This window comes from Parafrankia colletiae (genome assembly GCF_001854655.1).
GTDB lineage: Bacteria > Actinomycetota > Actinomycetes > Frankiales > Frankiaceae > Parafrankia > Parafrankia colletiae.
The window spans coordinates 78768-104706 of record NZ_MBLM01000080.1; the positions used below are offsets into that span (position 1 = coordinate 78768).

The 25939-nt window shown below is 72.2% G+C and carries 21 protein-coding genes; 7 read left to right on the top strand and 14 right to left on the bottom strand.

All coding sequences use genetic code 11. From position 1 onward, the window contains the following. Positions 1-19 precede the first annotated feature (19 nt). Positions 20-1480, bottom strand: coding sequence for an aldehyde dehydrogenase family protein (locus CC117_RS09655; RefSeq protein WP_198541789.1), 1461 nt, complete (start codon positions 1478-1480; stop codon positions 20-22). A gap of 242 nt (positions 1481-1722) precedes the next feature. On the opposite strand from CC117_RS09655, the gene CC117_RS09660 reads away from it, so the two are divergent. Together CC117_RS09660 and CC117_RS09665 are read left to right on the top strand one after the other, a co-directional pair. Beyond that, positions 1723-2775, top strand: coding sequence for an acyl-CoA dehydrogenase (locus CC117_RS09660; protein ID WP_071083395.1), 1053 nt, complete (start codon positions 1723-1725; stop codon positions 2773-2775). A 4-nt stretch (positions 2776-2779) separates the two neighbouring features. Further along, a complete protein-coding gene (locus CC117_RS09665; RefSeq protein WP_071083396.1) occupies positions 2780-3946 on the top strand; it encodes an acyl-CoA dehydrogenase family protein in 1167 nt (388 codons plus the stop codon). A 30-nt stretch (positions 3947-3976) separates the two neighbouring features. On the opposite strand, the gene CC117_RS09670 is transcribed toward CC117_RS09665, so the two are convergent. The 4 genes from CC117_RS09670 to CC117_RS09685 form a co-directional block, all read right to left on the bottom strand. After that, positions 3977-5077 (bottom strand): phosphotransferase, encoded by a 1101-nt coding sequence (locus tag CC117_RS09670; protein WP_071083397.1) that lies wholly within the window; start codon positions 5075-5077, stop codon positions 3977-3979. An 18-nt stretch (positions 5078-5095) separates the two neighbouring features. Further along, a complete protein-coding gene (locus CC117_RS09675; protein ID WP_071083398.1) occupies positions 5096-6313 on the bottom strand; it encodes a cytochrome P450 in 1218 nt (405 codons plus the stop codon). 168 nt (positions 6314-6481) lie between these two features. Continuing rightward, entirely contained in the window at positions 6482-7276 is a 795-nt protein-coding gene (locus CC117_RS09680; RefSeq protein ID WP_241829968.1) for a PaaI family thioesterase, read from the bottom strand. 19 nt (positions 7277-7295) lie between these two features. Next, a complete protein-coding gene (locus CC117_RS09685; RefSeq protein WP_241829969.1) occupies positions 7296-8534 on the bottom strand; it encodes an ABC transporter substrate-binding protein in 1239 nt (412 codons plus the stop codon). Between the two features lie 351 nt (positions 8535-8885). On the opposite strand from CC117_RS09685, the gene CC117_RS09690 reads away from it, so the two are divergent. From CC117_RS09690 to CC117_RS09705, 4 genes are read left to right on the top strand one after another with little or no spacing between them, the layout of a single operon-like run. Continuing rightward, positions 8886-10400: a class I adenylate-forming enzyme family protein gene (locus tag CC117_RS09690; RefSeq protein ID WP_071083468.1), complete on the top strand. Its 1515-nt coding sequence runs from the start codon at positions 8886-8888 to the stop codon at positions 10398-10400. Between the two features lie 37 nt (positions 10401-10437). Continuing rightward, the gene (locus tag CC117_RS09695) at positions 10438-11238 is read left to right on the top strand and encodes an enoyl-CoA hydratase/isomerase family protein (RefSeq protein WP_071083399.1); all 801 of its coding nucleotides are present in this window, start codon (positions 10438-10440) and stop codon (positions 11236-11238) included. Beyond that, entirely contained in the window at positions 11235-12404 is a 1170-nt protein-coding gene (locus CC117_RS09700; protein WP_071083400.1) for an acyl-CoA dehydrogenase family protein, read from the top strand. Before CC117_RS09695 ends, CC117_RS09700 begins: the two co-directional genes overlap by 4 nt. Continuing rightward, entirely contained in the window at positions 12404-13846 is a 1443-nt protein-coding gene (locus tag CC117_RS09705) for an acyl-CoA dehydrogenase family protein (RefSeq protein WP_084131827.1), read from the top strand. Before CC117_RS09700 ends, CC117_RS09705 begins: the two co-directional genes overlap by 1 nt. A 40-nt stretch (positions 13847-13886) precedes the next feature. Here the strand turns inward: CC117_RS09705 and CC117_RS09710 are convergent, their stop codons facing one another. After that, positions 13887-15551 (bottom strand): AMP-binding protein, encoded by a 1665-nt coding sequence (locus tag CC117_RS09710; RefSeq protein ID WP_071083401.1) that lies wholly within the window; start codon positions 15549-15551, stop codon positions 13887-13889. Between the two features lie 90 nt (positions 15552-15641). Between CC117_RS09710 and CC117_RS09715 the strand changes: the two genes are divergently transcribed. Continuing rightward, complete coding sequence (locus CC117_RS09715) at positions 15642-16484, top strand: enoyl-CoA hydratase/isomerase family protein (protein ID WP_071083470.1); 843 nt, start codon at positions 15642-15644, stop codon at positions 16482-16484. 34 nt (positions 16485-16518) lie between these two features. On the opposite strand, the gene CC117_RS09720 is transcribed toward CC117_RS09715, so the two are convergent. From CC117_RS09720 to CC117_RS09755, 8 genes are all read right to left on the bottom strand, one after another. Continuing rightward, entirely contained in the window at positions 16519-17298 is a 780-nt protein-coding gene (locus tag CC117_RS09720; RefSeq protein ID WP_071083402.1) for a FadR/GntR family transcriptional regulator, read from the bottom strand. Positions 17299-17392: 94 nt separating this feature from the next. Beyond that, a complete protein-coding gene (locus CC117_RS09725; protein ID WP_241829970.1) occupies positions 17393-18520 on the bottom strand; it encodes an LLM class flavin-dependent oxidoreductase in 1128 nt (375 codons plus the stop codon). Positions 18521-18671: 151 nt separating this feature from the next. Then, positions 18672-18932, bottom strand: coding sequence for a hypothetical protein (locus CC117_RS40085; protein WP_321572598.1), 261 nt, complete (start codon positions 18930-18932; stop codon positions 18672-18674). A 41-nt stretch (positions 18933-18973) separates the two neighbouring features. Next, positions 18974-20809, bottom strand: coding sequence for a dipeptide ABC transporter ATP-binding protein (locus tag CC117_RS09735; protein ID WP_084131829.1), 1836 nt, complete (start codon positions 20807-20809; stop codon positions 18974-18976). Further along, entirely contained in the window at positions 20806-21669 is an 864-nt protein-coding gene (locus CC117_RS09740) for an ABC transporter permease (protein WP_084131831.1), read from the bottom strand. The genes CC117_RS09735 and CC117_RS09740 overlap by 4 nt, the downstream gene beginning before the upstream one ends. Beyond that, entirely contained in the window at positions 21666-22616 is a 951-nt protein-coding gene (locus CC117_RS09745; protein WP_071083406.1) for an ABC transporter permease, read from the bottom strand. Before CC117_RS09745 ends, CC117_RS09740 begins: the two co-directional genes overlap by 4 nt. Further along, a complete protein-coding gene (locus tag CC117_RS09750) occupies positions 22616-24256 on the bottom strand; it encodes an ABC transporter substrate-binding protein (RefSeq protein WP_071083407.1) in 1641 nt (546 codons plus the stop codon). Before CC117_RS09750 ends, CC117_RS09745 begins: the two co-directional genes overlap by 1 nt. A gap of 76 nt (positions 24257-24332) precedes the next feature. Then, entirely contained in the window at positions 24333-25352 is a 1020-nt protein-coding gene (locus tag CC117_RS09755; RefSeq protein ID WP_071083471.1) for an LLM class flavin-dependent oxidoreductase, read from the bottom strand. Positions 25353-25939 lie beyond the last annotated feature (587 nt).

Sequence of the window (25939 nt, forward strand, 5' to 3'; positions counted from 1 at the left end):
GGCGCGGTGGCCTGGTCCGTCAGCCGGGCCAGGCCACCGTCTTGGTCTCGGTGAAGATCTCCAGGCCCTCGATGCCGCACTGGCGCCCGACACCGGACTGCTTGTAACCGCCGAACGGGGCGTCGGCGCCGTACCACATGCCGCCGTTGATGCCGAGTGTCCCGGTGCGGATCCGGCGGGCCACCGCCTTCGCCCGGTCCAGGTCACCCGAGGTGATCATCCCGGACAGCCCGTACGCGGAGTCGTTGGCGATGCGGATCGCGTCCTCGTCGTCCTCGAAGCCGATCACGACCAGGACCGGTCCGAAGATCTCCTCCTGCGCGATCGTCATGCCGGGCTCGACGCCGGCGAACAGGGTCGGCTCCACGAAGTACCCGCGGGTGAGGCCGGACGGCACCCCGCCGCCCACCACGACCCGCGCCCCCTCCCGTCGGCCGGTCTCGATGTAGCCCGGGACCCGCTCCTGCTGCCGCTTCGAGACCTGCGGGCCCTGCAGGACGGACGGATCGGTCGGGTCGCCGTACCGGACGTCCTCGAACGCCGCCCGGGCCAGGTCGACCGCCTCGTCGTGGCGCGAGTTCGGGACCAGCAGCCGGGTCGGCATCGCACAGCCCTGGCCGCCGTGCAGGCAGACCATCGCGGCGGGCGGTATGGCCGCTGCGAGGTCGGCGTCGTCGAGAACGAGGTTGACCGACTTGCCGCCCAGCTCGAGGAAGGTGGGCTTCACCGTGGCGGCGGCCGCGGCCATGACGCGGCGCCCGGTCGCCGTCGACCCGGTGAAGGCGACCATGTCGACGAGCGGTGAGGTGGACAGGACCTCGCCGACGAGGTGGTCCGAGGACGGCACGATGTTCACGACGCCCGGCGGGATGTCGGTGTGCTCGGCGATCAGCCGGCCGATGCGGGTGGCGTTCCAGGGGGTGTCCGGAGCCGGCTTGAGCACGCAGGTGTTGCCCATGGCGAGGATGGGCCCGAGCTTGTTGAGCGCGATCTCGAACGGGAAGTTCCACGGCACGATCACGCCGACCACGCCGAGGGGCTCCTTCCAGACCTCCCGGGCGGACGGGAAGCCGAAGCCGAAGGCGTCCTTCGGGGGGAGTGGGCGCGACCAGGGGAAGGACTCGATCATCTCCGCCGGCCAGCGCAGCGCCTCGCGCAGCGGGGCGTCGAGCTGCGGCCCGTACGTGGTGATCACGGGGCACCCGGCCTCGGCGACGARCTCGGCGCGCAGGTCCTCCGCCTCGCTCTCGAGGGCCGCCTGTAACTGCAGCAGCGCCTTGTGGCGGCCGGTGTGGTCACGGGACCATGCGGTGTGGTCGAACGCGGCGCGGGCCGCGGCGACGGCACGTGCCATGTCGGCGGGGGAGCCGTCGGCCGTGGTGCCGAGCACCTCCTCCGTGGCCGGGTTGACGTTGTCGAAGACGCGGCCGTCCGCGGCCTCGACGAGTCTGCCGTTGATCARCATGCGCTGTTCGGGCATCGGTCCTCCAGGGAAGCTGTGAACTGTCGTGGTGGGATGGCTCCGGGAGCTGGGCGAGGTCCGTGGGTCGCCGCTCGGTGTCGGCGCAGACCGGCGGCCGACGTTACTCCAGCGGGACCAATATATATAGATCTATAGAGGTCGCATCCTGGAAAACATATGAATGTTTTGGTAGCCTCCGGCCATGCGGATCGTGCGGCCAGGGCGGAGCGATCGGTGACCGTCGAACGTGGCCTGCCTTCATGAACCTGGCACCCAGCGAGGAGCAGCAGGCGCTCGTCGCCTCGTTCACGGAGCTGCTCGCGAAGCACGCCTCGCCGGAACGGGTGCGGGCTGCCGAGCCGGTGGGCTTCGATCGGGTTCTCTGGGCGGCGCTGCGCGACGTCGGAGTGCTCGAGATGGCCGTCCCGGAGAAGCACGGCGGCTGGGGGGCGGCGCTCCTCGACCTCGTCCTGGTCGCCGAGCCGGTCGGAGCTGCGGCCGCCCCGGCGCCCGTCGTCGAGACGCAGGTCGCGGCCGCGCTGCTGGCGGCCCTGGGCGGCGGTCCGGGCACCGGCGCGGACACCGCCGCGGCGCGGACCGCGCTGCTGGCCGCGCTCCGCGGTGAGCGGCTGGTGACACTGGCCGTGCGCCCCGCGACCGGCGGCACGGCGTTGCTCGTACCCGGGGCTGCCATCGCCGACGAGGCCGTCGTGCTCGACGGCGAGCGGTTGCTGCTCGCGCCGCTGCACGACGGTACGCGCCGTCCCGTCGCCAACCTCGCCAGTGCCCCGCTGGCGGACGTCATCCTCGACACCGGCGCGGTGGAGCTCGCCCGCGGCCCGGCCGCGGTTGCCGCCTTCGAGACGGCGCTCGACGACTGGCTGGTGCTGACTGCCGGCGCGCTCGTCGGGACGGCCGCGGCGGCGCACCGGACCACCTGCGAGTACGCGCGGGAGCGGCAGGCGTGGGGCGTGCCGATCGGCGCCAACCAGGCGGTGGCGCATCCGCTGGCGAACGGCGCGACGGCACTGGACGGCGCCCGGCTGCTGGTGGCGCGGGCGGCCGCGGAGCCGGTGCGGGGATCACGCCGCGCCCGCGAGCTGGCCGCGATGGCCTTCGCGTTCGCGGCGGAGACCGCCCGGCAGGTGACCTACGACGCCGTCCACTTCCACGGCGGCTACGGCTTCATGCTCGAGTACGACCTGCAGCTGTTCTACCGGCGGGCGAGGGGCTGGGCGCGGGTGTGGGGCGAGCCGCGGGACGCCTACCTGCGGGCGGCCCGAGCCCGGTACGGCGGCGACACGGAGGTCTGAGCACGTGGATTTCGAACTGGACGAGTCCGTGGCGGCGTTCCGCGCCGAGGTCCGGGAGTTCCTCGCACAGGAGCTGACTCCCGAGCTCGACGACCGGGCGTACCGCAGCGGCGTGTCGCACGACGCGGCCTTCGCCCGGCGGCTGGCCGAGCGCGGATGGGTCGGCCCGGGCTGGGAACGGGATGACGGCCACCGGCGGCTGAACCCGTACGAGGTCCACGTACTGGAGGAGGAGCTGACCAGGGCCGAGGCGCCGATCTACGCCGTCGCGACCACGGAGATGGTCGCGAACGTCATCCGGGTGGTCGGCTCGGCACAGCTGCGGGCCGAGATCCTCCCGCGGTTCCTGCGCGGGGAGCTCACCATCGCGCTGGGCATGACCGAACCGGAGGCGGGTTCCGACGTCGCCGGTGTGCGGACCCGGGCCCGCCGCGACGGCGACCGCTGGATCGTGGACGGCCAGAAGATGTTCACRACCAACGGCCACGTCACCGACTACATCTTCCTGCTCACCCGCACCGGCACTCGTCCGGACGGCCCGCGGCACGCCGGCCTCACCATGTTCCTGGTGCGCCTCGACCAGCCCGGCATCGAGGTGCAGGCCGTGTACACCCTCTCCGGGGAGCGGACGAACATCGTGTTCCTCAGCGAGGTGGTGGTCGAGGACCGCTGGCGCATCGGCGAGGTCGACGGCGGGTGGCGGGCGCTGATGCTCGCGCTCCAGGACGAGCACTCCGCGGCGTTCAGCCCGCACCTGGACCGCCTGCTCGGGGCGGTGGAGGGCTGGGCGCGCGCCGGCGGTCGGCTGCACGAGCCCGACGTGCAGGCGCGCCTCGGTCGCTGGGCGACGGCGCTCGAGGTCGCCCAGCTGCTGGAGCTGCGTACCACCTGGATGAGTGCCGCCGGCCAGGTCCCGGTGGCCGAGGGCCCGATGTCGAAGCTGTTCAGCACCGAGTCCCTGGTCAGCGCCGCCGAGGACCTGACCGAGCTGGTCGGGCCGGACGCGCTGCGCAGCCGGCTCGACCCCATGGCTCTCGCCGACGGCCGTATCGAACACGCCCTGCGGTTCTCGCTCGGCACGGCGATCTACGCGGGCACCAGCGAGATCCAGCGCAACATCATCGCCGAGCAGGCCTGTCGCCTGCCCCGAAGCCAGCACCCGTCGGGCTGACCGTCCGCTGGCGCCGGGAAGCAAATCTGATCATCGGCTGCCGAGCAGCTCCAGGGTGCCGAGGTCGCGGATGGCGCTGCACGCATTCGTGATCATCGAGAGGAACATCCGGTCGGAGTTCTCGGTGGGTTCGTTGGTCGCGTAGACGCAGCCGAGCACGGTGAGCAGCGGTGCCTGCGGGGTTCCGAGCCGGTAGTCCCGGAAGCACTCCTCAAGCGGGTAGTCGTCGACCCCCATCTGGACGAGCCGCTCGTGATAGGCGCGAACCAGGGTGTTTTCCTGAGCCCGCCGGACCGCGGGCGGCAGCGCGGTGGACAGGAAGTAGGCGACGTCGCGACCGGCGAAGCCGATCTCGAGCGACTGCCAGTCGACGGCCGTCACCTCGTGGGACCCGGCGAACAGGAGGTTGTCGAGCCGGTAGTCGCCGTGGATGAGGGTGTGGCGGGTGCAGACCTGCCGGCCCCACCGGGCGAAGTGGTCGACCGTCCGGCGCAGCGTGTCCGCGTCGGTCGGGGGGAGACGGTCCCGGAACCGGTCGAGGAACGGCACCATGGCCGCGGCGAGGACCTCGCCGAGGAAGCCGAAACCGGCCTCGTCCGTCCGGCGCAGCCAGTCGGCGCCGTCGGCGAGGCCGTCGGTGTTCCAGAACGGACCGTGCAGGCCGGCGAGGTTGCGTAACGCGGCCTCGGCCTCGGGGATGCCGCAGCCATCCACCTGCAGGCCCGGCAGTGCCGGGTGCGCGTCCTCGAGCACCAGCGTGAAGGTCCGGCCGTCGGCGGTGATCGCGGCGCTCCAGCACCGGGGGACCCGGATCCGGGCGCCCGGGGCGAACCTGGTGTAGAAGCCCACCTCGCTGCGGTAGCCGGGGACGATCTGGCCGCGGCCCTCGGGGGTGCCGGCGGCCAGCTTGAGTACCACCGACGAGGGCGCCCGGTCGGCGCCGCCGGGCTGGACGTCCAGGTGGAAGCGGTAGCTGGAGCTGAGCTGGCCGCCTCCGACGGGTTGGTGGCGCAGCCCGACGACCTCGGCGTCGGTGCCACCGCGGCGCAGGGCGTCGGTCATCCACTCGGGAGTGACCTCGCCGGGGTCGTCGACGATCCACTCCAGCGCTCTGCCCGCCGACTCGGTCATGCCTGGCCTCCGGAGTACTCAGGAAATCGTGTAGCGGATGGGGAGGCGCTTGGGCCCGCCGACGAACAGGGTCTGCATGTACTCGGGTACACCGGCCAGTTCGACCTCTCGTAGGCGTGGCACCAGCTCGTTGTAGAGGGCACGGCCCTCCAGCCGGGCGAGGTGGGTGCCGAGGCAGTAGTGGGCGCCGAAGCCGAAGCCGACGTGCTTGTTCGGGGTCCGGGCCACGTCGAACGCGCCGGGGTCGGCGAAGACGTCCTCGTCCCGGTTGGCCGACGGGTAGGACAGCAGCACCGCCTCGCCGGCCGCGATCGGGACGCCGCGCACGACGGTGTCCTCGGCCGCGGTCCGCATGAAGTGCTTGACCGGGGAGACCCAGCGGATCATCTCCTCGACCGCGGTGGGCACCAGGCCCGGGTCCGCGGAAAGCCGCCGCCACTGGTCCGGGTGCTCGAGCAGGGCGTGCAGCCCGCCCGAGATCGCCGCACTCGTCGTGTCGTGCCCGGCAGTGGCGATCAGGACGTAGTACCCGACCGCCTCCAGCTCGCCGATCTGCTCGCCGTCGACCGCGGCGTTGGCGATCACCGAGCCCAGGTCGTCGGTCGGCGCCGCGCGGCGGTTCGCGATCACTGTCTGGAAGTACTGGAAGAAGTCCAGCAGGGTTTCCAGGGCGGCGGTGTCGCCCGGGTTGCGGGCGAGATCCACGTCGTCGGTGCCGAACAGCTCCTGGGTGAGCGTCAGCATCCGGGGGAAGTCCTCCTCGGGCAGCCCGAGCAGGGAGAGGATGACGTACAGCGGATAGTGCGCGGCGACGTCCGTGACGAAGTCGCATTCCCCGCCGAGGTCCGCCATGTGGTCGACGAAACGTTTCGCGAGCTGGGCGATGCGGTCGGACAGCCGCCGGACACCGGCCGGCTTGAACCAGTCGGCACTGACGCCCCGGTAGACCGGGTGGTCCGGCGCGTCCATCTGCACCAGCGTGCGCACAGGTGGGGCGGGCGCGCTCGGGTCCTGGCTGACGGCTGTCCGCGGCGCGTTGTGCCACACCTGCGCGTCCCGGGAGATCGCCATGACGTCCTCGTACCGGGTGACCGCCCAGAACGGCGCGAAGCCGTCCGAGGCGACGCGGTGCACCGGCGAGTGGCGGCGCAGCAGCGCCGTCGCGGCGTGGAACCGCTTCTCGTCTGCGTACGCCGTCGGGTCGGTGAAGACGCGGCCCGCTTCGTCGAGATCCATAGTGGGTCCTTCCGGTGGCACGTGGCACGCACGGGGCGGGCTTCGCCCCCTGCCCGGTGGGCGTCGCGGTCCCTGGTCACGGGCGTCGCGCACGACCGGAGAGTAGCAAAATATCTAGTTCTTTCGCGAATAATTGACATCGTTCCCGGGTGGAGCATCCGTCGCCGGCTACCGCGGCTTGGCGTCGGTGAGCCGCGCCGTCGCGACGGCGCCCAGCCTGCCGGTGCCGACATCGGTCAGGTGCACCAGGCACACCTCCCCATACCGGTCGGCCACCGCGCGGGCCGGCCCGACGGAGAACGGTCGCAGGTAGCGGAGGCCGAGGGCGGTCAGCACCACCGGTTCCCCGACGGACGAGGCCGCCGCCTCCTCGGCGGCGAACGCGACAAGGCCGCCCTGGATGGCCCCGCCCGAGTTGAGGCCGTCCACCCGCCGAGGTACCTCGGCGGTTCCGGGAGCCACGACGACGCTGCCGACCCGCTCGGCGAGGGGGACCGGTAGACGGGACGGCCCTTCGGCAAGCCCGGCCAGGAAGCGGCGGGAGATGACGTGGCCGGGGTTCGGGGAGGCGACGAACGACGCGTGGCAGACGGCGCTCAGAGCCCCCGAGGTCTCGTTGCGGAACCGTGCCTCGCAGACGAGGACCGTCCGGCCGGCCTTGACGGTCCTCGCCTCGACCGAGATCGTGTCGCCGATCTCGGCCGGCTCGAGGACCTGTACATCGAGGTCGAGGGTCAGGGCCGGCCGGGGCACGGTCAGATTCAGGGCGAGCAGGCCCGTGACGACGTCCGCCCAGGTCGCCAGCACGGACGTCCGCAGGGCGGTCGCGCCGGGGACGCACAGCTCGCCGAACACGGCGGCGTGCCCGGTGGCCACGCCGCCGTCGATCGAGAAGTCCAGGCCGAGCTCCCTGACGACGTGGCTCACGTCCCCCGCGTTGCTCATGCTGCCCGGATCGCTCACAGGGCCGTCCCTTCGATTGTCAGCCCTCGTTGCCGAACGGCTTGTAGGGCAGTGTCGGGCTGCCCTCCGCGTCGAGGGTCGTCATCAGCCCGCCTCGGGTGCAGGCGGCTGGCACGAGCGGGTTGGCACTGCCGTCACAGTGGAAGGTCAGGCCTGGCGCGGCCGGCAACGGCAGCTCCGGTGCGGAGCGGATCTTCTCGATGATGCGGGTGGGGGTGACCTCCCCGGTGAGGCCGTCGAGCGCGTGGCTGAGCGCCGTCATCGTCACGAAGATCGTGGAGCCCATCGAGTTGCTCATGTCGATGTCGTTCTCGTCGTAGGCGTCCACGATCGCCTGCCACCGGCGCAGGTCGGGATTCTCGTGGTCGTCGATGGCGAACGGTGCCGACGCGTACACGCCCTCGAACGCGTCACCGAGGGCGGTCTTCGAGCTGTCGGAGACGCACTGGTTGACGACGCTGATCGGCCCGTCGAAGCTTGCCGCCCGCAGCCCGTTGAACGCCGCGATACAGAAGGCGTCGCCGCCGATGATGTGCACCTCGGTCGGCCCGCCGCCCGCGATCCGGATCATCTGCGGGCTCATGTCCGCCTGGTCGGGCGGGATGGCGACCACCTCCAGCTCCAGACCGGCGTCGCCGAAGATCTGGTCGCCGACGGCGTCGTAGAACCCGGTGACCACGGGCACGTCGACGCCGACGACGGTCACCTTCGGCAGATTGTTCTCCCTGGCCACGGTGATCGGCATCCCCGCCAGACCCGCGATCTGGTCCGCCAGCGCGAACGTGGAGTCCCGGTCGAGGATGGCCGCCTGCTCGGTGGTGGCGTAGACGAAGATCGGGATACCGGCGTCGTGCAGTGGCTTCCACGCCGTTCCCATGGCCGTCGACTCGCCCGCGACCGTGATCGCCACGTCGGCCTGGATGAAGTCGGTCGCGCAGTCCGCCGCCCGGCTCGGGTCGGCCGCGGTCTCGCAGGTCACCAGCTCGATCGGACGTCCGCCGATGCCCCCGGCGTGCTCGTTGAGGTACTTCGTCATCGCGACGGCGGCGTCGATCTGGATCGTGTTGTCGAAGGCCGGTGTGCTGCCGTCGCTGACGAAGCCGACCTTGACCGGCGCGCCGCCGGCCGGCCGACTCGGGCCGAGCAGCGAGCGGTCGACGCCGCCATCGTCCGTCGGGCCCGGGTCGGAGTCGCCTCCGCCGCACGCCGCGCCGGCGAGTGCCAGCGCGGTGAGTGCCGTCGCCATCAGCCCGCGCATGCGCGAGCGGGTCCATAAGCTGCCTGTCCGCGTGCTCAGTTCCATGATCTGTGTCCCTGTGTGAGGGGCGGCTGGGCGGCCGCGCCGAGATGTCGCCGGTTCTGGGTGCCGGCGGATCGTGAGGGGGCGGTCGCGCTCGCCCGGCTCTGGTGCCACCGGAGATCCCGGAGGATGTCCCGGCCGTCGGCAGGCGCACCCCGGCTTCCTGGCGCCTGATCGCGGAGTCTAGGTAATACATCTAGACTTTTCTAGCCTCAAGGCGAGACGATGGCCAGGAGGTGCCACCGGCGACGGCCGGTGGCCGCCGGCGTGCCCACGCGCGCACCGGACGGGCACAGGGAGGACGACGACGTGACGTTCTGGGGCCTGCTCGACGACGCCACCCGGCGCGCGCCGGACGCCGTCGTGCTGGCGGACGACCACGGCCGGTCGCTGACCACGGCAGCCCTGCGCGACGCGGCCGGCCGCGCGGCGGCGGGACTGCACAGGCGTGGGGTGGGGCCGGGCGACGTCGTGTGCTGGCAGCTGCCCACGACGCTCGAGGCGGCGGTGGTCATGGCGGCCTGCGCGCGGCTCGGGGCGGTCCAGAACCCGGTGATTCCCGTGTTCCGCCACCGGGAGGTCGGGTTCATCGTGCGGCAGGTCTCGGCCCGTCTGGTCATCGTGCCCGAGTCGTGGCACGGCTTCGGCCACGGCGCGATGGCCAGGTCGCTCGGGCCCGAGGTGCTGGTGCTGGACCTCGACGGCCCGCCCGGGCCGGCGCTTCGGCTGCCGGAGGGCGACCCCGCGAGCCTGCCCCCCGCCCCCGCCCCCGCCCGGGCCCGGGCTGACGAGTGCCGGTGGATCTACTACTCCTCCGGCACCACCGCCGACCCGAAGGGCGTCCGGCACACCGACGAATCGGTGATCGCCTCGTCGGCCGGTGTCGTCGACGGGCTCGGTTTCGGTGCCGGCGACGTGTACCCGATCGCCTGGCCGATCGCCCACATCGGCGGGGTCTCGATGCTCGCGGCGGCGCTGCGGACCGGCGGGACGCTGGTTCTGTTCGACGTGTTCGACCCGGCTGTGACGCCGGAGCGGATGGCCGCCCACCGGCCGACGGTCCTCGGCTCCGCGACGCCCTTCTTCCACGCCTACCTGGCGGCGCAGCGCCGCCACGGAGGGGATCCCCTCTTCCCGGCGCTGCGCGCCTGCGTGGGCGGCGGCGCGGCGACACCGGAGCCCGTGAACCGGGAGGTCGCGCAGGTCCTCGGGGTGTCCGGAGTCGTGGGCTCCTGGGGTCTCACCGAGTTCCCGGTGGCCACCAGCGAGAGGTCGACCGACGCCGAGCCCGGCACCACGGTCGGCCGGCCGGCTGCCGGCGTCCGGGTACGGGTCGTCGACGGCGAACTGCGGCTGAAGGGCCCCCAGTGCTTCCTCGGCTACGCGGATGCCGGGCTCGACGCCGAGGCCTTCGACGCCGACGGCTGGCTGCGGACGGGTGACCTCGGCGATGTCGACGAGCAGGGTCGGGTGCGGGTGCGGGGCCGCCGCAAGGAGGTCGTCATCCGCAACGCGGAGACCATCTCGGCGGCGGAGGTGGAGGGGGTGCTGGCCCGGCACCCGGCGGTGCGCGACGTCGCGGTCGTCGGCGTGCCGGACGAGCGGACCGGCGAGCGGATCTGCGCCGTCGTCGTGGTCCGGCCGGGTCACGACGTCCCGCTGGCCGTTCTCGTCGCGCACTGCCAGGCCGAGGGACTGGCCCGCCACAAGTGCCCGGAACGCCTCGAGATCGTCGGCGAGCTGCCGCGCAACCCGATGGGCAAGGTCCTCCGGCGTGCACTCGAAGGCTGGTTGGCATCGGTCTCGGGTGATCGTGTCGACTGAAAATATCTATATTAATGCCGGTTGGACGGAGGACCCGATGGATTCGACGCTCGTCGAACGCAGTGACGGCCTGGTCACGGTCGTCTTCAACCGCCCGGAGAAGAAGAACGCGCTGAACGGGGCCAGCTGGGCCGACCTCGACCGGGTGCTGACCGAGGTCGCCCGGGACCCGGCTGACCGGGCGCTCCTGCTGACCGGCGCCGGTGGGAACTTCTCCTCGGGCGCTGACCTGACCGGCGGCGCGGGCACGGGGGACGAGGCCAGCGGGCTTTCCGGACCTCGGCAGGCGATCCTGCACGAGATGCGCACAGCGGGCGACATCGTCAACCGGCTGCACCGGCTGCCGAAGCCGACCATCGCGGCGGTGGACGGCGTCGCCGTCGGCGTGTCGCTCGGCCTGGTGCTCGCCTGCGACCTCGTCGTCGCCAGCGACCGGGCCCGGTTCTGCGAGGTGTTCGCCAGACGAGGCCTGTCCCTTGACGGCGGGACGTCCTGGAGCCTGCCCCGCCAGATCGGGCTGCGCCGGGCGAAGCAGATGGCCCTGTTCGGCGACTGGGTGGGGGCGCGGGACGCGCTGGCGTGGGGCCTGGTCAACGAGGTCGTGCCGGCCGACGAGCTGACGAAGGTCGCCACCGCGTGGGGCCGTCGGCTGGCCGCAGGACCGACGACGGCGCTCAGCCTGGTCAAACGGCTGCTGGACGCGAGCGACTCGGCCACGTTCGAGCGGGCGGTGGAGGACGAGGCGCGAGCCCAGCACATCGCCTACACCACGATGGATGCGCGGGAGGGCTTCCGGGCCTTCGCCGAGCGCCGCGAGCCGGGGTTCACCGGCGCATGAGCGTCGGGCTGCTGGCGTCCGCGACGCCCGAGCAGGAGCTGCTCCTCGACTCCAGCTCCAGGTTCATCGAGCGGACGATGCCGCTGCCGTCGGTCCGCGAGCTCGCCGCGGGCTCCGGCGGAGTGGACGCGCGCTACCACGAGGCCGCGGGCTCGCTCGGCTGGTTCGGGATGCTGGTCGGCGAGGAGCACGGCGGCGGCACCGTGTCGGGCAACGGCCTGCTGGACGCGGCGGCGGTCGCCGCCGAGCGGGGCGGCGTCCTGCAACCCGGCTCGTTCGCCACGGCGAACGTCGTCGCTCACCTGCTGGCGGCCGAGGGCTCGAGGCACGGCGAGGTCCTTGCCCGGCTGGTGGCTGGCCGCGCCCGGGCGACGTGGGCGGTGGGCGACGTCGCCGGGCTGACGCCGGGCGCCGGCGAGATCGTCGCGGGCGAGGACGGTGGCGGTGGCTTCCGTCTCGACGGTGACGTCCGGCACGTACCGGACGCGGCCGACTGCGACCTGCTGGTCGTCACCGCGCACGGGCCGCGCGGGCTGACGCAGTTCCTGGTCGCGGCGGACACACCCGGAGTCCAGGCGCGGCGGATGGCGAGTCTGGACATCACCCGCCGGCCGGGCGCGGTGCGGTTCCACGATGTCCGGGTGGGTGCGGACGCCGTGCTCGGAGCGCCGGGCGACGCGACCGCGGCGCGGTTCGAGTGGCAGGTCGGGATCGCCGCGGTCCTCACCGCCGCGGAGTCGGTCGGGGCGATGCACCGTGACCTCGAAGCAGCCGTCGAACACGCCGGGACCCGTATCGCCTTCGGACGGCCGATCGGCTCGTTCCAGGCGGTCAAGCACCTGCTCGCCGACCTGAGTCTCTCCCTCGAGATGGCGAAGGCCGTGGTGTCCGCCGCCGCGGAGTCGCTCGGTTCGGAGCCGCCCGGTTCGGAGCCGCCCGGTTTCGGCGCCCGCGACGGGGTGGATCTCGCGCATGCCGCGAAGGCCTTCGTCGCCGAGCACGGCGTTGAGCTGGCCCACGGCTGTTTCCAGGTCTTCGGCGGGGTCGGTTACACCTGGGAGCACGACCACCACCTGTTCATGAGGCGCCTCGCGGCGGACGCTGTGGCGTTCGGCTCGGCGCAGTGGCATCGCGACCGGCTGGGCGAGCGGATCGGAGTCGGCTGATGCGGGACATCGCGGCGGAGCACGACAGTGACGTGGGGGCGGAGCACGACGACGGCGACAACGCCGCGCCGGAACGCGACGACAGCGCGGCACCGGAACGCGAGGTCCGTGCGCCGGCGCAGGCTCTCGACGAGTACCGGGCCCGGGCCCGGGCCTGGATCGAGGCGAACCTCGAGCGGGGCCAGGCTTCAGGCCTCCGCAGGGGCGACACCGATCCGGCTGCGATCGCGGCCGGGCGTGCGCTGCAGCGCCGGTTGTACGAGGCCGGGTACACGGGGATCACCTGGCCGCGCGAGTACGGCGGCCAGGGCCTTGGCCCGGAGTACGAACGTGCCTTCCAGCAGGAGGCGCGCGGCTACCGGCTGCCCGACCTGGGCATAGCCGGCGGCACCACGTTCGGCGTGTGCGCCATGACGATGCTCGCGCATGCGTCGGCGGACTTCCTGCGCAGGCACATCCCGAGGATCCTCGCCGGCGAGGAGCTGTTCGTGCAGTTCTTCTCCGAGCCGGAGGCCGGGTCGGACCTGGCCGGTGTGCGCACCCGGGCGGTCCGTTCCGGCGACGGGTGGGTCCTCAACGGGTCGAAGATCTGGAGCAGCGGGGCCTACTACGCCGACTGGGGCATGTGCCTCGCCCGCACCGACTGGGACGTGCCCAAGCACCGTGGACTGACGTGGTTCGCCGTCCCCGTCACCGCTCCCGGCGTGACCGTGGAGCGGATCAGACAGATCACCGGCGACGCCGAGTTCTGCCAGGAGTTCTTCGACGACGTCGTGCTCGGCGACGGTGACGTCATCGGCCAGGTGAACGACGGCTGGACCGTCGCCCAGACCATGCTGATGTTCGAACGCGGGGGAGGGCTCAGCCACGGCACCCGTACCACCGGGGCCTCGACGGGTGTCGCGCCCGACCTCGTCGAGCTCGCCCGGGCCACCGGCCGGCTGGCCGACCCGCTCACCCGCGATCTGATCGTGCGTGCCCACGTCGACGACGTGGCACGCCGGGCGTTGCTCGCGCGGCTCGGCGAGCGGATGCGGACGGATCCCGCCCAGGCGCTGCACCTCGCCTCCTACGCCAAGCTGGTCAGCGGCGTCCACGACCCGATCCGCGCCGACATCGCCATGCGCATCGGCGGTGCGGACGCTGTGAACTGGGAAACCGTGGGCGCGGACGGAGCGTGCGCGGACGGAGCGCACGGGGACGCCGTGAGCGGGGACGCCGTGAACCGGGACGAGCGGCCCGGCGACAGCCCTGGGCCGAAGGTCGCGGTCGGCTTCCTCAACAGCCGCTTCATGTCCATCGCCGGTGGAACCAACGAGATGCAGCGCAACAGTATCGGCGAGCGTGTGCTCGGCCTCCCCCGTGAACCGTCCTTCGACCGCGGCAAGCCGTTCCGGGAGGTGCTGCGGGACGCCCGTGGCTGGTCGTCAGCCCGGGAGTAGCCCGCCTGCGGGGCGGCCGCCCGGCCGCCCCGCAGACCCGTCAGGTTGTCGGCACGGTGGCGGACACCGCTGCGAGAGCCGCCCGCCGTGCCCAGATGTAGTCGGCCTTGCCGGTGGCGTGGCGGCCGATCCGCGGGCACAGCAGCACGGCCCGGGGCGCCTTGAACCGCGCGACCTGGCCGGCGACGTGCTCACGGACCGCGGCAGGGGACAACTGTGCACCTGCCCGGAGCTGGACGAGCGCGACCACCTCCTCGCCGTAGCGGTCGTTCGGCCGCCCGACGACGAGCGCGTCGAGGATGTCGGGGTGCTGCCGAAGGACCTCCTCCACCTCCTCGACGAACACCTTCTCGCCGCCGGTGTTGACGACCATCGCGTCCCGCCCGAGCACGATGATGTCGCCGTCGCTGTTGTAGTGGGCGCGGTCGCCGGGAACCGAGGTCCGCCGGCCGTCGACGAGCGGGAAGGTCTGTTCCGTACGCACCCGGTCGCCGAGGTAGCCGAGTGGGATCCGGCCGACCCGTGCCGTCCAGCCGACCTCGTCGTCCCGAGGGTCGAGGAAGCGGGACCGGTCCGCCGACAGCACCGCCGCACCCGCGGAGAGCCTGAACCGATGCGCCGGCCTGCCCGACGTCGATGTCCCGAACGCCATCCCGCCCGTTTCGGACGCGCCGTACCCGTCGACGACGGTGAGCTGGGGCAGCAGGTCGAGCAGCGCCTGCTTGAGCCCGGTGCTGGTCGTCGCACCCCCGGTGCCGAGCCGCACCAACGAGGTCAGGTCGTAGGAGCCGGCGCTGATCTCGTCCACCAGCGGCCGGGCGTAGGCGTCGCCCACGATCGACATCATCGTCACCCGCTCGCGCTCGACGGTCCGCAGAATCTCCCGCGCGTCGAACGGCCGGGAGTCGTCGTGCAGGACAACCGTGCCGCCGTTGACGAGCCCGGCGAACGCGGTCCACTGCGAGGCGCCGTGCATCAGCGGGGGAGCCGCGAACCAGACGCCCGCCCCGGCCTCGGCGATCTCCGCGATGACGTCGCGGGTGGCTCCCTCGACCCCGCCCGTGGCGGAGACGTAGACGTCCCCCTGACGCCACAGCACGCCCTTCGGGGTCCCGGTCGTGCCGCCGGTGCAGACGAGGTAGAGGTCGTCGGGTGACGGCATGGGAAGGTCGTGGACGCCCTCGGCGTCGGCCACCGCCGCGACGAACGAGGTGCTGCCCGGCAGGGGGGCGACGCCGGAGCCGTCGTCGACGTCGATCAGCAGCAGCCCGCTGAGGTCGCCGTCGAGACGGTCGTCCAGCCGGGCGCCCTGAGCGATCTTCGGGCCCAGTCGCCGGTGGTACACCACGGCCTCGGCACCGACCTGGCTCAGCAGCGCGCCGATCTCCCGCGGCGCGTAGTGGTGGTTGACGTTGAACGGTACGGCCCGGGCCCGGAAGGCCCCGATCATCGTCTCGAGGTACTCGGGGCAGTTCGACATCACCAGCGCCACGGGGCTCTGGCCGCACTCCCAACGCCGCAGCTCGCGGCGCTCGCGTCGCACGCCGAGCCCGTGCTGCCGGAAGTGCGCGGCGAGATGCCGGGTGCGGTCCCGCACCTGCGCATAGCTTCGGCGCGTGGTGGCCGACACCAGCATGTCACGGTCGGGGGCCACGTCGGTGACGACGTCGAGCACGGCGGGTAACGACCACTCCTGCGTTGTCACGCGGTTCTCCCTCACCCCGGGCGCAGGTCGGGCTCGCGCTCGCAGGTTGTCCGGTTGACGTATCCGCCCAATATCTCTAGATATATGTCCATGGCGCAAGAGTCTCCCCCGTCGTACCACCCGAACATCCGGGCTGACCGTGACGGCTTCGTCGTGACCGTCACGATCGACCGGCCGGAGTCGAAGAACGCCTGCACGGGCGACATGTGGGTGGCGCTCGGACGCACCTTCCGGGACGTCGCCTTCTCGGGCGCCCGCGCTGTCATCCTCACCGGCGCCGGCGGGGACTTCTGCACCGGAGCGGACCTCGGTGGCGCCCCCGGCGTGAGCCCGTCGAACGGGAACGGGAACGGGAGCGGGACCAGGAGCGGGGCGCCGCCGCACAACCTGGACAACATGCGGGTCCTGGCCGACGTGGTGCTGGCGGTCCACGACTGTCCGGTGCCGGTCGTGGCCAAGGTCGACGGCCTGTGCGTCGGTGCCGGTCTGGGCCTCGCGCTGGCCGCCGACCTCACCTGGTGCGCCCGGACGGCCCGGTTCTCGCTGATCTTCGCCAGGCGGGGCCTCAGCCTCGACTTCGGCACCTCCTGGCTGCTGCGCCAGCGGATCGGCGTGCACAGAGCGAAGGAGCTCGCCTACACCGCGAGGATGCTCAGCGGGACGGAGGCGGCAGAGATCGGCTTCGTGAACGCGGTGGTGCCGGCGGAGGGCCTCGACGCCGCGGTTCGCGAGATCGCCGACAGCATCGCCGCCGGGCCGCCGGTGGCGCTGTCCATGACCAAGCGTGCACTGGCCGCCGCCGGGACGTCGTCCCTCGCCCAGGCGCTCGAGGTCGAGGCACTGGCCCAGACGGTGAACGTCCACACCAGGGACATGCGGGAGGCGCTGGCGGCCTACGTCGAGCGCCGCCCACCCCTCTTCGAGGGACGCTGACCGGCGGTGGCACCGCCGGCTGCTCCCGGTGGCCTCAGTAGTGGTGCTGCATCAGATCGATGACCGTGCGGGCGCCCTGGGTGAGGAGCACCTTTCCCACGATCGTCATGTGCTCCTTCCAGTGTTCCTCGGCGGCGGCGGCGTCGCCCGCCTCGACAAGTGCCGCCAGCCGGGCCTGGGAGCGGAGCCCCCGTAGCCGTGTATCCGTGGTGTCCTTCCCGTCCTCGGGCTGGCTGACCGCGGCCACGGCCCGGGCGACGATCTCGTTGAGCATCTCGGCGACAATGCCGAGGGTCTGGTTTCCGGCCAGTTCGACGAGCCGGGCGTGAAAGCGCGAGTTGGCGTTTCCGAACGCCTCGGGGTCGTCGATCACCTCGAGTTGTTCGGCGCTGAGTCGCCGTAGCTCGGCGGCTGCCGAGCGATGATCCCGTGACGAGGCGATGAGCCCCGCGGCGACCGGTTCGAGCAGGCTGCGGGCGGCGTGGACGTCCGCGAGCGGCACGTTGCGGGCCTGGAGCACGAGCGCCGCGGTGCGGGCCGTCATCCGCTGGTCCGGCTGGTGGACGACGATTCCGCCGAGAACACCGCGCCTGACCGAGATCAGGCCCTCGGTCTCGAGTATGCGCAGGGCTTCGCGCAGGGATGGGCGGGAAACCCCGAAACGCTCGACCAGGTCCGGCTCGTGGCCGAGGGACTCGCCTTCCGAAAGCTCACCCTGGACGATGAGCTGCCGAAGCTCGTCGGCAATGCGCTGGGGCTTCTCGCGCAGTGYGGCCCGGCCGCGATTCGGTGCTTTTTTCGGCTGGGCCACCATGATCGACCTTCTCTGAGTGTCCGCGGTCCACCCAGCCTACCGGGCGGCGAGGATTGGCCCTCCACGCCCGCGTGTGATCACGCGATCTCGAGCCTCATACATCTAGAGATTTAGGGAGCCGCCATTCCTCCGCGAGCAGCTGGTAGGAACGTAGCCGGTCGGACTGGGCGAAGGTCGTGGTCGTCACCAGCAGCTCGTCGGCGTCGAAGCGGTCGCGCAGCTCACGCAGACCGGCGGCGACATGTCGCGGTGTTCCGACCAGCCTGGAGCGTCCCAGGTCCGCGACCAGCTCGCGGTCCTCCGGCCGCCACGGGTACGCGGACGCCTCCTTCGGGGAGGGGAACACGGTCGGCTCGCCGGTGCGGTTGGCGAGGCTCCACCGGTCATGGCCCACCGCGGCCTGCCGGGCGGAATCGTCGTCGGGTGCGACGACCACGTCCGCTGTGACGATCACGTAGGGGCGGTCCAGGGAGTCCGAGGCGCGGAAGGCCTTCCGGTAGGCCGCGAGCGAGTCCGCGGTGGTGGACGGGCTCGAGTGGTAGTTGGTCGCGTAGGGCAGGCCCAGCTGGCCGGCGACCTCCGCGCTCTCCCCGGCGGTGCGCCCGAGGATCCAGATCCCCACCTGGGCCTCGTGACCCGGGATGGCCTGGACCTGCAGCCCGCCGGCCCGGTGGGTGCCGTCGAGCAGGGTTGCGACGTCGCGCACCTGGTCGGCGTAGTCGGGACTGTTGAGCGGATTGCGGGGGAGTAGCAGCCGGTGCAGGGCGAACAGGTCCGAGCTGACCAGACGCGGGTAGGGCGAGGAGGGTCCGGTGAACGCCGGTGCGCCGTCGGGGCCCGCGCCGCGCTCGCCGGAGGGCCCGCCGTCTGTGACCGAGGACTCGGGGGGATGCCACCCTGCCCGGCCCAGTCCCAGGTCGAGCCGGCCTGGGTGGAGCGTGTCAAGCAGGCCCCATTCCCCCGCGACGGAGAGCGCGGTGCGATGGCCGAGCTGCAGGGTGCCGGAGCCGACCCGGATGTGCCTGGTGGCCTCCGCCACCAGCGCCGTCAGCAGGGTCGCCGACAGTCCGGCGGTGCTCGGGTTCAGGTGGTGTTCGGTCACCCAGTACCGGTGGTACCCGAGCCGGTCGGCGTGCCGGGCCAGGTCGAGGGTCTTGCGTAGCCCGTCCGCGACGCTCTCGCCGGAGCTGATCGGGACGAGGTCGAGCACGCCGAGAGGCACGTCGCCGTCGTGGGGAGGGAGGGGGCGGGGGTTGGCACCAGGCACCGGAGTCGACCTCGCTACAGAAGAATGAACTGATCAGTTCACTCAAATATATTGCTCCAGGGGAAGCTGGTCAGCTGGTTCCGGAAGTCGCCGGCCCCGACCCGGCTCAGAAGGCCGGCAGCACCTCGCCCTTCGGCCACCTGGTGGTGATGAAGGCGTCGACGACAACCCGGCGGTGTTCGGGGCCAGGTGGTGCTCGGTGACCCAAGTACCGGTGGTAGCCGAGCCGGTCGGCGTGCCGGGCCAGGTCGAGGGTGTTGCGCAGGGAGTCCGCGACGCTCTCGCCGGAGCTGATCGGGACGAGGTCGAGCACGCCGAGGGGCACGTCGCCGTCGTGCGGAGGAAGGGGACGGGGTTTCGTAGTCACTGGAGTCGACCTCGCTGCAGAAGGATGACCGACGCGTTCACTCAAATACTGGGCTGCTGGAAAAACGGCTGGCCGGTTTCCGGTGGTCGCTGGTGGTGGCCGGCTTCGAAACGTGCGCGGTACGCCCTCCCGATCTCGCCGGGGACTGCGGCCAGCAGTTCGCGGGTGTGGGGATGGCGCGGGTCGGCGAAGACCTGCTCCACCGGGCCGGTCTCCACGATCGCGCCGTCCTTCATCACCAGCACCCGGGAACAGATCTCCCGCACCACTGCCAGGTCGTGCGAGATGAACAGGGTGGCCAGTCCCAGCGAGCTGGTCAGCTCCCGGAACAGGGCCAGCACCTGGGCCTGGACCGAGACATCCAGTGCGGACACAGGCTCGTCGCACACGAGCAGCCGGGGCCGGGTCGCCAGCGCGCGGGCGATCGCCACCCGCTGCCGCTGGCCTCCGGAGAGCGCCAGCGGTCGGCGATCGAGATGGACGGAGGAAAGCCCGACCTGTTCGAGCAGGGTAAGCGCGTGCGCGTGTCGGTCCCGGCGCTCCACACCAGCTGTCCGCAGGGCCTCGCCGATGACGCGGGCAACCGTCCAGCGCGGGTCGAAGGCGCTCAGTGGATCCTGGGGCACAAGCTGGAGGAGGTGCCGCCGCGCTCGCCGCTCCCGCTCCGGCAGGCCGCTCCACGGCTGCCCGGCCAGCAGGATCTCCCCACCGTCGGCGTCGATCAGGCCGAGCAGAAGGCCGGCGAGGGTGGACTTCCCGGAGCCTGACTCGCCGACGAGTCCGAGCGTCTCGCCGGCCCGCAGGGTGAACGAGACATCGTCGACGGCCGTGCGTCGGTTGCCCCTGGACCCGCGGAAGCGCTTGGTGGCACCGGCTACCGTCAGTAGCGGTGGCGCCTCCAGAGTCGCGCCTGACGCAGTGGACCTGTCGTCAGGGGCGGCACTGCGGTCGGCCGTGCCGGCTGCGGTGGCTGCGGTGGCGGTGTCGGCTCCTGCGACGGGGAGCCGGCGGCGTCGGCCTGGAACCGCGTCCAGCAGCGCGATGGTGTAGGGGTGCCGGGGGCGGCTCAGGACCTCGGCGGCCGGTCCGGTCTCGACGATGACCCCCTCGCGCATCACCGCCACCTGGTCGGCCAGGGCCTCGACCACCCCCAGATCGTGGCTGATCAGCAACAGCCCGGTGCCGTCCGCCCTGAGCTGTCCGAGCAGGTCGAGAACGCGGGCCTGCACCGAGGCATCGAGCGCGGTGGTCGGCTCGTCCGCGAGGAGCACCCTGGGCCCGGCGGCCAGCGCGGAGGCGATCAGCGCCCGCTGGCGCAGCCCGCCGGAGAGCTGGTGGACATAGCTGTGGGCCCGCTCGGCGGGGTCGGGGATGCCGACCCGCTCCAGCAGCGCATGCACGGCCGGCTCGACCGCTCGCCGGGGCAGCAGCCGGTGCGCCAGGATCGGTTCGGCGACCTCCCGGCCGATCGGGCGCAGCGGGTCGAGCGCGACCAGCGCGTCCTGGGACACCAGGCCGATGCGCCGGCCGCGGACCTTCAGCCAGTCCCGCGGCCGGAAGGCGAGGGCGTCCTCGCCGTGGATGCGCAGCCGGCGGGCGGTGACGGTCGCGGTCGGCCCGGCCAGGCCCAGCAGCGCGCGGGCCAGCGCACTCTTGCCGGACCCGGACTCCCCGACGAGGGCCAGGCAGCGGCCCGCGGTCAGGGTGAGCGAGGCATCGCGCACGGCGTACACCTGGCCCGGGCCGGAACCGAACCGCACGTCGAGGCCGTCCACCTCGACCAGCGCGGCCGGCTCCAGCGCCTCCGGGGGCTCCGGTGGCGCTGCCGGGGACGACAGCAGTTCGGGAGCCCCACCGGCTCCCGTGGTGGCCGTCATGACCAGACCCGCCCGTCTGACCTGGCCTGGGCGTGGCGGCCGAGCACGGTGGCGGCGAGGACCACGACGACCAGCAGCAGGCCGGGGAACACCGCGATCCACCAGGCCTGCCCCAGGTAGTCCTGGCCCTCGGTGAGCATCGCCCCCCACTCGGGGGTGGGGGGCTGGGCGCCGAGGCCGAGGTAGCTCAGCGCGGACGCCGAGGCGATGGAGATGCCGAGGGTGACGGTGGCGAACACCAGGAGCGGCGCCAGCGTGTTCGGTAGCACGTGCCAGGCCGCGATCAGCCATCGGCGCACCCCCAGCCCGATCGCCGCGCTCACGTACCCCGAGCGGCGGACGACCAGCGCCTGGCCCCGGATCACCCGGGCGAAGCCGGGCATGGCGCTGACGGCGACGGCCAGGGTCACGCCGACCACGCCCTTGCCGGTGATCAGCACGACCATCAGCGCAAGCAGCAGTGGGGGAAGGGCAAGCAGTACGTCGGTGGTGCGCATCAGCAGCGCGTCGACGAACCGGCCGCCCAGCGCGGCGGCCAGTCCCCAGACCGTCGCGATCACCACGCCGATGCCGGTGGCGGCGGCGCCGATGGTCAGCGAGTAACGGGCACCGTGCACCACCCGGGCGAACACGTCCCGGCCGAGCTGGTCGGTGCCGAACCAGTGGTCGCCGCCGGGCGCCTGCAGGGTCTCGAGCAGGTCGCCGTCGGTGGGTCCACTGCCCGTGAACAGCGACGGCCGGATCGCCGCCACGACGAACAGCAGCAGGATGACCGCTGCGAGCGCCAGCCCCGGGCGCGGGAGGTACGGGAAGCGCAGCCGGCGCGGCATGCGCGGTCGGCGCAGGGAGGGGACCTTCATGCCGCGGCCATACCGGTCCGCCTGCGCAGCCGAGGGTCGACGACCGAGTACAGGACGTCCAGCAGGGCGCTGACGGCGACGAAGACCACCGCCGACAGCGCGACCACCCCCTGCACGACCGGGAGGTCCCGGTCGGCGACCGCCTGCAGCGTCACCCGCCCGATTCCGGACCGGGCGAAGACGGTTTCGACGATCACGGCCCCGCCGAGCAACGTGCCGACGAACCAGCCCGCCAGGGTCAGGGCAGGCAGGCTCGCGTGCCGCAGCGCGTGCCGCGCGCGCACTGAGTGTTCGGCGCTGCCGCGGGCCCGAGCGGTCAGCACAAAGGGTGCCTCCAGAGCGGTGAGCAGTCCCTCGCGCAGCACCTGGGTGAGCACCGCCGCGATCGGCAGCGCCAGTGTCACCACCGGCAGGACCAGCGAACGCGGGTCACCGGTGTCGGCCACCGGGAACCAGCCGAGGTGGAACGAGAAGACGGTGAGCAGGAGGATGCCCAGCCAGAACGGGGGAGTGGAGACGATCACCAGCTCCAGCAGCGAGCTGATCCGGCGTGGCCAGCGGGCTCGCCCGGAGGTCACCAGCGTCACGGCCACCGCGAGCACCACCGCGGAGAGCATCGCCCACAGGGCGAGTTCGACGGTCGGGCCCACCTGGTCGGTGATCACCGACCAGACAGGCTGCTGGAGCTGGTAGGAGTCGCCGAGACGACCGGTGGCCAGCCGTCCCATGTGGTCCAGGTACTGCGCGAACGGCGGGTCGTCCAGGCCGTACTCGGCCCGGAGGTGGGCACGCTGCTCGGGCCCGACCAGCGCGTGCGTTCCGACGATCGCGTTGACCGGGTCTCCGGGGATGAGCTGGAGCACTCCGAACGCGGCCGTGGCCGCGCCCCAGATGACCAGGACGGCGCCGAGCAGGCGGAGCGCCACGGGACGGATGGCCGGGTGCATCAGTCGGCCTGCACCCAGGCGGGGTAGAACTCGGGCCAGGTGGCGATGCCGAGCCGCAGGTCGTGCACCTTCTTGTTGACCCCGACGGTGGAGTTCTTCACATATGCCGGGACGACCACGGCCTGGTCGATCGTCCACTTCTGGATCTGGGAGTAGTACGTCGCCCGTTCACTCGGGTCCTGCTCCGCCTGGGYCGCCTTCAGCCACTCGTCGATCTGGGGGTCGGCGACGAGAGCGAAGTTGTGGCCGCCACCCACAGAGGTCTCGGTGGACAGGAAGAACGAGCTCAGGATGTCACCGTCCGGGCGGGCCCAGTACAGCTCGACGGTGTCGTACTTCCCTTCGTCCAGCAGGCCGGAGATCTCGGTGGCATCCGTCGAGGCGTGCAGGTCGAGGAAGAAACCGATCTTCTTCAACTCGGCCTGAGCCGCCTGGGAGAACAGAGTCGCCTCGCCGTAGATCGGCGCGAGGACGGTCAGCCGCCTGCCGTCCCTGGTGCGGTAGCCCTCGGCGTCGCGCCCCGTCCAGCCCGCCTCGTCGAGCAGCTGTCCGGCGAGCTTCGGGTCGTACGGCCAGGTCTTCTCCAACGACGGGTCGTAGCTGTGCGGGGTGGTCGGCGACAGCGGGCTCCACGCCCGCACGGTGGTGCCCTGGAACACCGACGCCACGATGGTGTCCAGGTCGAGGCCACGCTGGAACGCCCTGCGTACCCGGATGTCGGAGAAAAGCTCGCCCCTGGTGTTGAGGTAGAAGGCGTCGACGGCGCCCGGGGTCTGCCTGCTGATCGTGTTCAGTCGCGGGTTCCGCCCGACCGGGGCGATCTGGTTGGCCGGGATGTCGGCGGCGCCGTCCACCTGGCCGGAGCTGAGTGCGCCGACCCGGGTGGCGTCCTCCGCGATGAACCGGATGGTGATCGAATCCAGCCGGGCAGGCCCGCTGTGCCCGGCGCTCTTCGGTGCCCAGTCGTAGTCGGCGAACCGGGTGTAGCTGCGCTGCTGGCCGCGGGTGTAGTCGCCGGCCCTGAACGGCCCCGAGCCGATCGTCGCGGTACCCGAGCACAGGTCCTCGGCGCCGGCCTGCAGCGACGCCGGTGACGCGATGCCGAGGAAGGTGGTGCTGGCGACCTGCAGGAAGGGCGCGTAGGCGCGGCTGAACGAGACCTGGATCTCGTGCGGGCCGGTGACCTTCACTCCCTCGTACGGCCCGAGCAGGCCGGCGGCGAACTGCGATGCGGTCTCCTTGGCGGCGATGTGGTCGAAGTTCGCCCTGACCGCCTCGGCGTCGAGCCTGGCGCCGTCATGGAAGGTCACGTCGTCGCGCAGCTCGAAGGTGTAGGTACGGCCGTCGTCGCTGATCTTCCAGGACTTCGCCAGCCACGGTTCCAGTTCGCCGTCGGGCGTCTGGTAGGTGAGCGAGTCGAACACCGGGCGCTGCGTGAACGCGGTGACGTCCTGGGCGCTGGCGTGAGGATCCCAGCAGTCCGGCTCCTGCCGGGCGGCGTACGTGACGCTGCCGCCATCGCGTGGCTGCGCCTGCGCGGCGCGGCTCCCGCCGCCGTCGGATCCACAGGCCGTGGTGGCCAGGGTGGCGGCGAGGGCCACGAGCAGCCCTGCTCTTCGTGCTGTTCGGCGCGATGGCATTCAGAACTCCGTACAGGACGTGGACAGGTGATCCCCGACCGTGGTGGCGTGCGCTGAAGCCGTGCTGAATCCACGGCTACCTGGCTGGGCTCAGGGCTGCGGCCGCGCTCGCCAGCAGGTCGAACGACCGCAGACGCTCGGCCTGGTCAGGCACCACGGTGAGGGCCATCAGTTCGTCCGCACCGGTGGCCGCGGTGAGCCCGGCCAGCCGCCGGCGCACCGTGTCCACGCCGCCGATCAGCTGGGGGGCCGCGAGGTCGTCGAGGAAGGCTCGCTCGGCCCTGCTGTAGCCATGTGCACGGGCGGTCGCCGGGGACGGGAAGGCGTCGAAGACCCCGATGCTGCGCATCCAGATCTTGCCGAGGAGGTAGGGGGCGGCGGCTTCCGCCGCGGCCCGGTCGCTGTCGGCCACCGTGGCCAGCACGCTGATGAGGGCCCGGGGCCGGTCGAGGTGACGCGAGGGTCGGAACGCCGCACGATAGTGGCGCAGTGCCGCCGCGCTCGCGTGCGGGTTGATGTGGTGGGCGAACGCATAGGGGAGGCCGAGAGCGGCGGCGAGCCCGGCGCTGGCGGGGCTGGAACCGAGCAGCCACAGCTCCGGCTGGTTGTCGGTGGCGGGCACCGCGAGCACCTGGCTGCGTGCATCGATGGGGGCGAAGTAGCCCGACAGCTCGTCCACCTGGCCCTGAAAGAAGCGTTCGTCGCCGTCGGGGGCGCGGCGCAGCGCGCGGGCGGTGGCGGAATCGGCGCCGGCCGCCCGGCCCAGCCCGAGATCGATGCGGCCCGGGAAGAGCGCCTCCAGCGTGCCGAACTGCTCGGCGACGACGAGCGGTGCGTGGTTGGGCAGCAGGACCCCGCCCGAGCCGACCCGCAGTGTGCTCGTCGCGGCGGCGAGCCTGCCGGCGAGCACGGCCGGGGTCGAGGTGGCCAGGCTGGGGGTGTTGTGGTGCTCGGCCACCCAGTACCGGTGGTAGCCGAGCTCCTCCACCAGGGGTGCGAGCGCCACGGTGTCGCGCAGCGCCTGGGCGGCGCCGCCCCCTTCGAAGACGGGCACGACGTCGAGGACGGACAGGGGTAGGTCGGCGGGACGTGTCATCTGATCCTCCGGGAAGGTCGGCCGCCGGAGTCGCCCGCCGGAGTCGGCGGGCGGCACGGGTCAGGCTGGGGGCGAGGTGCCGGACCAGTCCGGGGCGGGTGCCTGGTACCGGTCCGTCTGGAAGAGCGGTCAGGTGCCGGCTCGGCGGGCCGGCCCGAACGCGGCAACGGCTCCGTGCGCGCGGCAGTCTCCGCGTGGGCGGTCAGGGCCACTCCGGGCGCTGGCGCCAGGTGCCCACCGGAGTTTTCGGGTCGCAACAGCCGCGCGTCTGTGCAGGTCGAGCAGTTTCCCCTGACGCGGAACCAGCCCGCCGAGGGTTGGCTGGTTCCGCGTCATCGTGGTGTCGCCGCCACGCATGGCCGCGTGGAGCCTGACGTGTGATCGTTCTGGAAAAGCTACACGGACGGATTCCTCGGCGCTGATTCGACGAGGTGGGCGTTAAGGGCCGGCTAGGTATTTTTCATCAGCCGTACCGGTGCCTGTCAATGATCCGCGATCCCGGCGAATCTTTTACCTACGCAGTTTTACCGATGTGCGCGGCGCGCGCCCACGGGACAGTGGGCGTCTCCTTCCCGGACTCGTTTCCT

Coding starts and splice junctions, on each gene's coding strand:
- CC117_RS09660 (WP_071083395.1), top strand. CDS start 1,723: ATGAACCTGGCACCCAGCGAGGAGCAGCAGGCGCTCGTCGCCTCGTTC.
- CC117_RS09670 (WP_071083397.1), bottom strand. CDS start 5,077: ATGACCGAGTCGGCGGGCAGAGCGCTGGAGTGGATCGTCGACGACCCC.
- CC117_RS09675 (WP_071083398.1), bottom strand. CDS start 6,313: ATGGATCTCGACGAAGCGGGCCGCGTCTTCACCGACCCGACGGCGTAC.
- CC117_RS09685 (WP_241829969.1), bottom strand. CDS start 8,534: ATGCGCGGGCTGATGGCGACGGCACTCACCGCGCTGGCACTCGCCGGC.
- CC117_RS09695 (WP_071083399.1), top strand. CDS start 10,438: ATGGATTCGACGCTCGTCGAACGCAGTGACGGCCTGGTCACGGTCGTC.
- CC117_RS09700 (WP_071083400.1), top strand. CDS start 11,235: ATGAGCGTCGGGCTGCTGGCGTCCGCGACGCCCGAGCAGGAGCTGCTC.
- CC117_RS09705 (WP_084131827.1), top strand. CDS start 12,404: ATGCGGGACATCGCGGCGGAGCACGACAGTGACGTGGGGGCGGAGCAC.
- CC117_RS09715 (WP_071083470.1), top strand. CDS start 15,642: ATGGCGCAAGAGTCTCCCCCGTCGTACCACCCGAACATCCGGGCTGAC.
- CC117_RS09735 (WP_084131829.1), bottom strand. CDS start 20,809: ATGACGGCCACCACGGGAGCCGGTGGGGCTCCCGAACTGCTGTCGTCC.
- CC117_RS09740 (WP_084131831.1), bottom strand. CDS start 21,669: ATGAAGGTCCCCTCCCTGCGCCGACCGCGCATGCCGCGCCGGCTGCGC.
- CC117_RS09745 (WP_071083406.1), bottom strand. CDS start 22,616: ATGCACCCGGCCATCCGTCCCGTGGCGCTCCGCCTGCTCGGCGCCGTC.
- CC117_RS09755 (WP_071083471.1), bottom strand. CDS start 25,352: ATGACACGTCCCGCCGACCTACCCCTGTCCGTCCTCGACGTCGTGCCC.